Genomic DNA, 9555 nt, shown 5'->3' on the forward strand with positions numbered 1-9555 from the left:
CAGGGCCGCCAGGACGGCGGGCGCGATCAGGCGTGGTCGGCGGTGAGCCCGCAGCACTTCTTGTACTTCTTCCCGCTCCCGCAGGGGCACGGGTCGTTGCGGCCGACCTTCGGGGCGGCGCGGCGCACCGTGTGGGCGACGCCCTCGCCGCCGCGCGACTCGCGGGGGGCCTGGGCCGCGAACTGCGCCCCGCCCTCGGCCTGGCCGGCCTCCTGCGTCGCGATCTGGCGCGCGGAGGCGCTGAGCGAGACGCTCTCGTGGCGCTCCTCGCGCGGCACCTGGCGGCGACGCACCGGCAGCTCCTCCTCGCGGACGGGCCGCGCGGCGAAGAGGTACTCGACGACGTCCTCGCGCACGCGCTGGAAGAGCGCGTCGAACATGTCGAAGGCCTCCTTCTTGTACTCGGTCAGGGGGTTCTTCTGCCCGTAGCCGCGCAGGCCGATCCCCTCCTTGAGCGAGTCCATCGCGTAGAGGTGCTCCTTCCAGAGGCTGTCGATGATCTGCAGCATCAGGAACTGGCGCAGCCGCCCCATCGCCTCCGCGCCGAACTCGGCCTCGCGCCGGTCGTGCTCGGCGCGCACGCGCTCGACGAGGAAGGCGCGCAGCTCCTCCCGGTGCTTGCCGCCGAGCTCGCCGCCGATGCCGGCGTCGAGCGAGAACTGCTTGCGCAGGGCCACGGCGAGCGCCGCGGTCTCCTCGGCGTCGAGGAAGTTGCCGCCGGCCGCGTACGGCGCGAGCAGCCCGTCGATGAGACCGTCGATGATCTCGAGCAGGTCCTCGCGCCCGATCTCGCCGGCCAGCACCTGGCGGCGCCAGGCGTAGATGACGCTGCGCTGCTCGTTCATCACGTCGTCGTACTCGAGCAACTGCTTGCGGACCTCGAAGTTGTGCGCCTCGACGCGCTTCTGGGCGTTCTCGATCGCGCGCGTCACGAAGCGGTGCTCGATCGGCTCGCCCTCCTCCATGCCGATCTTGCCCATGAGGCCGCTGATGCGATCCGAGCCGAAGATGCGCATCAGGTCGTCCTCGAGCGAGAGGAAGAAGCGCGAGGAGCCCGGGTCGCCCTGGCGGCCCGCGCGGCCGCGCAGCTGGTTGTCGATGCGCCGGCTCTCGTGCCGCTCGGTGCCGATGATGTGCAGCCCCCCGGCGGCGACGACCTGGTCGTGCTCCCTGTCCGTGATCGCGCGCAGCTCGGCGAGGATCTCCTCGTACGAGCGCCCCTCGGGCCCCTGCGCGGCGTGGCGCTGGCGCGCGAGCGCCTCGGGGTTGCCCCCGAGCAGGATGTCCGTGCCGCGGCCGGCCATGTTGGTGGCGATCGTCACCGCGCCGAGCCGCCCGGCCTGGGAGATGATCTCCGCCTCGCGCTCGTGGTACTTGGCGTTGAGCACCTGGTGGCGCACGCCCGTGCGCTTGAGCAGCTTCGAGAGGTGCTCGGACTTCTCGATCGAGATCGTGCCGACCAGCGCGGGGCGTCCCGAGCCGGTGCACTCCTGGATCTCCTTGACGACGGCGTCGAACTTCTCGCGCTCGGTGCGGTAGACCATGTCCTCGTGGTTGATGCGCACGAGCGGGCGGTTCGTCGGGATCGTCACCACGTCCATCTTGTAGGTCTTGGCGAACTCGGGCGCCTCGGTGTCGGCCGTGCCGGTCATGCCGGCGAGCTTCTTGTAGAGGCGGAAGTAGTTCTGGAAGGTGATCGTGGCGAGCGTCTGGTTCTCCTCGGCGACGCGCACCGGCTGCTGGAAGATGCGGTTCTCGCGCGCCTCGACCACCTGGTGCAGCCCCTCGCTCCAGCGGCGGCCCGGCATGAGCCGGCCGGTGAACTCGTCGACGATGATCACCTCGCCGTTGTTGACGACGTACTCGACGTCGCGCTTGTAGAACTCCTTGGCGCGCAGCGCCTGCAGCGTGACGTGGCGCTTCTCCATCTGGTCGAGGTCGTGCAGGCTCTCGACGCCCCAGGCGCGGCAGGCCCGCGTCTCGCCTTGCTCGGTGAGCGAGACCGACTTGTTCTTCTCGTTGGCGACGTAGTCGACGCCCTCCTCCAGGGAGGTGCCGTCGAACTTGGCCTTGACCTCGTCCTTGTCGGTGATGCGCCGCCCGGTCATCGGCTCGGCGATCTCGACGGCGCGGTAGTAGATGTCCGTGGACTCCTCGACGGGGCCGCTGATGATCAGCGGCGTGCGCGCCTCGTCGATGAGGATCGAGTCGACCTCGTCGACGATCGCGAAGTGCAGCTCGCGCTGCACGAACTCGGCGAGGGAGAACTTCATGTTGTCGCGCAGGTAGTCGAACCCGTACTCGTTGTTCGTCCCGAAGGTGACGTCGCAGCCGTAGGCGACCTGCCGGTCGCGGTCCTGCAGGTCGTGCTGGATGAGCCCGACGGTCAGGCCGAGGAAGCGGTACACCTGGCCCATCCACTGGCTGTCGCGCTTGGCGAGGTAGTCGTTGACGGTGACGACGTGCACGCCCTTGCCCGGCAGCGCGTTGAGGTACACGGGCAGGGTCGCCACCAGCGTCTTGCCCTCGCCGGTCTTCATCTCGGCGATCTTGCCCTCGTGCAGCACGACGCCGCCGAGGATCTGCACGTCGAAGTGCCGCATGCCGATGGTCCGCCGCGCCGCCTCGCGGACGACGGCGAAGGCCTCCGGCAGGAGCGCGTCCAGCTCCTCGCCGCGGCCGAGCCGCTCGCGGAACTCCACGGTCTTGCCGCGCAGGGCGGCGTCCGAGAGGCGGCGCGCCGCCGCCTCCTGCGCGTTCACGAGGTCGACCGTCGCGGCGAGGCGCTTGATCTCGCGCTCGTTCCGCGTGCCGACGATCTTCTTGATCAAACCGAACATGGGAATCTCCTTGCTGACATGATCAACCGTGAAGTATAGCAGGTTCGGTCAAGCGCCGACGAGGGTTGCCAGCCTGGCGAGGACCTCGCGGAGAGCGGGGCCCCTCGCGGCAGTCCCTGCCAACCTGCTCGGGTCAGGTGCCCTCTACTGGTGACATTGCCTACAGAGCGTTTCGGACCGCTCGTCTCGGAGCATCACATTGTCTGGGTACGACCCGTCAAAGGTGTTCGTTCCATGCGGGTTGTGGCAGGAAATGCAGGGGGCGTAATCCCAGTTCGTGACGCCGTCCGCCGGCCAGCTCGGGGCGTTCGTCGAAAGGTGCACGTCAATCGGATAGACAACCCCCTGACCGTTGAGCACCGAGCCGGAAAAGCCAAACCGTACCACCCCGGGAGTCGGGTTCGGGGCGAACTTGTGACGGTGCGAGCTCGTCTGGGTATGGCACTGATATGCGCAGCCATTGTCGAATGTCAACTGCACGCTCCAGTCCGGCGTGGAGGCTCCAATGTAGCTCGCGTTCAGGTGCGCCGTGTTCTGGTTGATGTTCTGCTTCAGCTCCACGGAGTTGAGGACGCCGTCCATGTGCGTACCCGCCGGGATGCTCACGTCGTGGCAGTCCGTGCACCTGGCATTCATCGAGAGGTACGGATTGCCCAGGCTATCGACCGGTGTATATCGCGCGGTCCCGTTCGCGCCGTGGCCATTGGTGTTGAAGCCGTACGTGCCGTCGTCATAAGCCTTCGGCACCATGCCGACACCCTCAAGGTTGATGCCGTCCCCCATCACGTTCGGCGCTGCCGGCAGCGGCCCGTCCCCGTCGGGGTCGTACCCGACGCCGGTCCAGATTCCGTCGTTGTCGCCGTCCCCGTTGTGGCAGCCCTCGCAGGCGTTCTCCACACTGATCGTGGCCGTGGCTGTCGCCGCCGGCGAATAGTTCCCTGCGGCATCGTACGCGAAGGCGGCGTAGTAGTAAGTGCCCAGGGGAAGGTCGAGGTCTATCCCGGGCTGACCCGGCCAGAGGTACACGTTCGTCCCGTCGAGAGCATTCAGGGGCAACCTATCCGTCCGGCGCCGCACTGCGACGCCGGCCAGATCGGTGTCGGCGGGGTTGACCCACGCCAACCGGATGTTCCTGCCGATGACCGTCGCGGAAAAGTTCGTGACCGGGCCCGGGGCGATGGCGTCCCAAGAGACGGCGCAGCCGTTGCCTGCCGCAACCCAGGCTGACGGATTCCACCCGGCGCGCAGGGCGCGCACCCGGTAGTAGTAGGTCGCCCCGTTCGTCCGCCCCGAGATCTGCGCCGCGAGCTGACTCCCGCTGTACGCCTGACGCGGGGCGGGCCAGCCGAACGTCGGTTCCGTCGCCTCCTCCAGTTCGTAGGTCGCCCCGGGCGTCGGCGACGCCTCCCAGGAGACCTGGTACGGGGATTTGCCGCTGCTCGAGGGAACCGTGACGGCTAGGGGGGCAAGCGCCGTCGAAGGGTCGATCAGTGCGATCGCCGTCGCAGGCGCCGAGAAGTTCATGGCGGCATCGTAGGCGAAGGCTGCGTAGAAGTAGGCGCCTGACTCGAGGCCGGACTCGCTGCTCTCCTGCCCCGAGCCGTCGTAGACCAGGACGCCGTCATAGGCGTCCACGGGCGCGCCGTCCGTCCGACGCACGATCCTCACGCCGGCGAAGTCCGCCTGCGGAGGATTGACCCAGGCCAGCGCGACCTGGTCGCTGCTGACGGTCGCAGCGAAACTCGACGGCGGCGCGAGGCTCGGCTCTTCCCAAGACACGGCGCAGCCGTTTCCCCCCGGCATCCAGGCGGAAGGGTTCCAGCCGTCGCGCAGGGCCCGCACCCGATAGTAGTAGGTGCCGCCGTTCGTCCGATCCACGATCTCGACGGAGAGCTGGTCCCCGGTGTAGACCGTCCGCAAGCCGGTCGTGAACTCGGCGTCGACCGCTTCCTCGAGCTGGTACGACGCGTCCGGCGTTCCCGAGGCTCCCCAGCTCACCCAATAGGCCGGTACGACACTCTCCAGCGGGACCACCGGCGGGGCGGGCGGCGCGGTCGCATACGCACCTCCCCGGGGCAGGATCGTGAAGAAGCCCTCTCCCGAATCGGTGGCAATCACCTCGCCGGCCGTGTCCCGCAGCGTGACCTCAATGCGGCTGGAGGCCCCGGCCGCCGGCAGGTTCGGAACCTGCCAGTGCCAGTGACCCGGGTTCCCGGGTATGCTCGCCAGATCGGTCCAGCTCGCGCCGCCGTCCAAGGTCAGGCGAAGCCTCACCGAAGCGACCGAAGCCGTCGCGATCGTGTCCCAACGCACCGTCCGGCTGGTCCCGCCATAGACCGAATCGCCGCCCTCGGGCGCGGTAAGGTCGACGCCGCCGAGGATGGTGAACGTCCCTTCCCCGGCGTCTCTGCCCACGAGGCGGTTCCAGGCGTCATAGAGTTCGACCCGCGCTCGGCAGCCCTCCGCACGGTAGGTCCGCCACGGCACCTTCCAGAGATACTCGCCCGGGTTGCCCTTGATCCTGACGCCCTTCTGCCAGTTCCTGCCCCCGTCGAACGAGTACCTGAGCTTCGTGTAGGCGACCGGCGCCGGCGTGCGGTGCCTCGCCCACCGAATCCGGACGGTGCTGCCGCCGCGGATCTCGACGCCCTTCTCCGCGCCCACCACGTCCAGGGGGCCGATGCCAAAGGGAGCATCGCTGACGTCCGCGGCGACGGGCGCGCCGTTCCGGTACCCCTGCACCCGGACCCGCCAGCTCCTGCGGCTGAGCCTGTGCACCGCGGGCGGCGGCGTCCAGACCGCCATCCCTGCCGAGGCCCTGGCCTCCCGGACGATGGTCCGCCAGTTCCGCCCGTCAGCAGAGAGCGAGATCCGCACCGTGGCGACCCCGGGCGCGGACACCCAGCGGATGGTCTGCGGGCGGCCGGTGCCGAGGAACTCGCCACCGTTCGGCCAGGTCACCGTCACCTTCGCTCTTGCCGGCACAATCCCGACGGTGGTCCGCGCCGTCGCCGAGAGCCCGAAGCGGTCCGTTACCTGGACCGCGATATCGCGGCTGGCGCCTGGCGCGCAGGCACCGCCACAGACCACGGCCTCAACCTGTTCCCATCCGAGCGTCGGCGCCACGCCGACGGCGTCGTCGAAGTGCCCGTCCCCGTCGAGATCCCAGTTGTAGCGCGCGACCGCGTCCGCGCACGGCGCGTCCGGGTCGCTGCTCGCAGCCGCGCTGAGGAAAAGCGGACGGCCGACGGCGACGGTGTACGGACCGCCGGCGCTCGCCTCCGGGGCGCGATCCTGGACCGTCACTTTCGCTATCGCCGTCACAGTCTGGGCGGGATTGCGGTCATTGGCCACCCGCAGCGCAACGGCGTGCTCGCCGGCTTCCCCGTAAGCAATGGCCGTCCCGACCCCGGAGGCCTCCTCGGTGAACGAGCCGTCATAGTGAAGGTCCCAGGCGTGGCTGACAACTCGGTTCGCCGACCCTCCGTTGAACGAACTGCCGCCGTCGAACGTCACATCCTGCGGGCAGTACATGGTCTTCGGGTTCGCGCCCACCACGGCGTAGGGCCGATCGTAGCCGACCGTGATGGTGAATGTCTGCGACGCGCTCGTGTCCACGCCGCCATTCGCCGTGCCGCCGCTGTCCTTGAGTGTCACGACGGCGTGCGCTACGCCAACCTTGCTCGACCATGCGTGGAACGTCAAACTCCCGCTCGCGGAGAGCGCGGGCTGCACGAAGAACAGTTCGCTGTTGTCGGTCGTCACGCTGAACGCCAGGGCCTGGCCGGACTCGTTGGCCGGGCCTGGGCTGATCGCCGTGGCCCAACCGGCAATCGTCCGGGATCCGGCGGCCATGGGCACGGAGATGTCTGCGCCCTTCGCGAAGCTCGGCGCATCGTTCACGGAATTGACGGTGATCGTGAAGAGCTGCGCGGGGCCGATGTCCACGCCGCCGTTGGCGGTGCCGCCGTCGTCCTTGAGCCTCACCGTCACGATGGCGCTCCCGTTGGCCTCCGTCGCCGGCGTGTAGGTGAGCGCCCCCGCAGCGCTGATTGCAGGCTGCACGGCGAACAGCCCCGGGTTGTTATTCGTGACGTCGAAGGTCAGCCACTGCCATCGCTCAGGCTTTGGACCAGGGCGCGGGTTCGCTGCCCAGTCAACCACGCTCTGCGCCCCTGCGTCTTCGAGAACCGCCTGATTCGCGCCGCGGTCAAAGCTGGGCGCGTCGTTGACCTGGATGACGCGGATCGAGACCACCGCGGAGTCCCGGTCCGGCGAGCCGTCGGACGCACGGAAATCGAAGCGGTCCCAGTAGTCATAGCCCCAGTCGTGCAAGAGACAGTAGCTCGCCGCCCGGTAGACCACGTGCGGAGGCGTGCCGCTGAGTGTCCCACACATCGGGGGAACGGTGATTTCGTACGCCAGGGGCAGGCCAAGCCCATGCGTCGCGGTGAGGGTGATCGGCATCTCCGCCCCCTCCAGCACGCCAACGTCCAGCGTCTGGAAATCGGCAACGATGTTGGAACTGCCCACGACGATGTGGGACCACATTGCGAAGCTTGTGTCCTGGCCGCCGTCGGCCGTCCCGCCGTCGTCATGGAGCTTCACGCCCACCCAGGCATCGCCCACCACATCGGTCGCCGGCGTGAAGGTCAGCGTGCCGTCGACCGCGACCGCCGGCTGCTCGCTGAAGAGAGCGCTGTTGTCGTTCGTAACGATGAAATCCAGCGCCTGGCCGCTCTCGTCGAGCGGCCCGGCGCTCATGCCGGTCGCCCAGCCAGTGACGGTCTGCGGCCCGGCGTTCTTTGCTACTGTCTGATCAGGCCCCGGCGCGAACGTGGGAGCGTCGTTTCTTGGAGTGATCGTGACTGTCGCGGTCGCGACGTTGCTGTCCGCGATGTCGTCCGACGCCACGAAGGTAAACGTATCAACACCGTGGAAATTCGCCTCGGGCCAATACCCCATTTGCCCTTCTCCGGCCGCGACCGTACCGTGGATAGGCGGCACGACGATCCGATACAGCACCCTGTCGCCGTCGGCGCCGTCCGAATCTGTCGCAGCCGACGTGATGGACTTGTATCCGTCCTCCCGAGTTGTTAGCACCTGGTCATAGGCACTTGGTGGAACGTTCGAGACCACGCGAAGCTTGGCAACGAAGGCGGCCTCGCCGGACGCCCTGGGACGCACAGGATTCCCCCACGTTGCCATGCTCCATCCCGTCACGTGCGCACTGCCATCCGCAGACACTGCAACATCAAACCCTTCGTCGTACGAACTCCCCCCCAGGAAGGTATTCGCAAGCAAGGCGCCGTCGGGACTGAGCTTTGCCACGAAGGCATCATCCCACCCCCCCGCAATCGCGATGGCCGGGTCGCCCCAGGTGGTCGGGCAGCAAGGGTCTGTTGGCGCGTCGGTGTATCCGACGATGAAGATGATGCCATTGGTATCGAGCTCGATACCATAGCCACCATCTTCCCGGCTTCCCCCGAGGAAGGTGTTCCATACCAGGCCGCCGTCAGCGCCGATCTTCGCAGCAAACGCATCGCCGTAGCACTGGCCGTGCGCTCGGACGGGGCTGCCCCAACTACCGGATGAGCTACCGGCAATGAAGGCGTTAGCATCCGCATCGACTGCGATTCCTGCCACGCCGACAGTGGGAAGAAACGTGTGCCACTGCAGGGCGCCGTCGGCGTCGAGACGCGCCACGACGCCTGCCGCCGTTCCAACAAACGCATTGACGGGATCGCCCCACGCGCCTAGACTCACCCCCGTGATGGTGGCGCGCCCAGTGGCGTCCACCGCAATGCGCGGGCCGTAGTCGCTCTCAGCCCCCCCAAGGAAGGTGTTCCAGAGAACCACGCCGCTGGTGTCGAGCTTCGCAACGAAGATGTCGTAGGCTCCGGTGGCGGAGACGCTGAAAGCACGGACTGGCGCACCCCATGCGACGGTGCTCGAACCCGTGACGTACCCGTTGCCGCTCGCATCGACGGCAATCCCGCCGCGACCGCCATACTCGTCGCCCTGGAAAAAGGTGGTCCACAGCAGAGCGCCGTTGGTGTCGAGCTTCGCCACGAAGCGATCCATCGGCCCCGAGAAAGGCCGGATCGGCACGCCCCATGCGTCCTCGCTCGAACCAGTCACGTAGACATTGCCACTCGCATCCACCGCGATGCTGTCACCATAGTCGTCGCGCTGGCTCCCGAGGAATGTGTTCCACTGGAGAACACCGTTCGCGTCAAGCTTGGCCACGAAGGCGTCGGCGCCGAATCTGGAATGCGCGCGTATCGGCTCACCCCAACTGCTCCCGCTATTCCCAGTGACATAGACACCGCCGTCGCGATCGACGGCGACTCCGCTCGCCGCTCCTCCGAGGAACGTGTTCCAGACCAACGGAGAATCCGGGACCAAGGGACCCGTCTCGGCTCTGAGGCCGACGACCCAGCCGACCACGAGGAGGCCGGCGCCGATCAGAACCCGCCCGATCCGCTTCATGTGCTCATCCCCGAACCCCGAAGACATATACCCCAGGTCGAGAACCTGGGATACACGGTGTGACAAGTCTATCATTATCAACCACCTACGGGAATCGCCGACATGGATACGGAGTCGGCACAGGCCGACGCCCTCCAGATCGACGTCCTCGGGCCAGGGCCAGGGCTAGGGCGGACTCCGATGGTGGATATCGACTGGGCGCCGCTCAGGGTTTAGATGCAGG

Annotated in this window: 2 protein-coding genes; both read right to left on the minus strand. The window is 67.7% G+C overall.

Translation table 11 applies throughout. The features are described 5' to 3' along the window. Positions 1 to 26: 26 nt before the first annotated feature. Positions 27 to 2840, minus strand: coding sequence for a preprotein translocase subunit SecA (gene secA / locus VI078_15735; GenBank protein HEY6000737.1), 2814 nt, complete (start codon positions 2838 to 2840; stop codon positions 27 to 29). Between the two features lie 144 nt (positions 2841 to 2984). Next, positions 2985 to 9332, minus strand: a complete 6348-nt coding sequence (locus VI078_15740; GenBank protein HEY6000738.1) for an Ig-like domain-containing protein — start codon at positions 9330 to 9332, stop codon at positions 2985 to 2987. Positions 9333 to 9555: the final 223 nt, after the last annotated feature.

This window comes from bacterium (assembly GCA_036524115.1).
Classification (GTDB): Bacteria; JAUVQV01; JAUVQV01; order JAUVQV01; family DATDCY01; genus DATDCY01.

Coding starts and splice junctions, on each gene's coding strand:
- secA (HEY6000737.1), bottom strand. CDS start 2,840: ATGTTCGGTTTGATCAAGAAGATCGTCGGCACGCGGAACGAGCGCGAG.
- VI078_15740 (HEY6000738.1), bottom strand. CDS start 9,332: ATGAAGCGGATCGGGCGGGTTCTGATCGGCGCCGGCCTCCTCGTGGTC.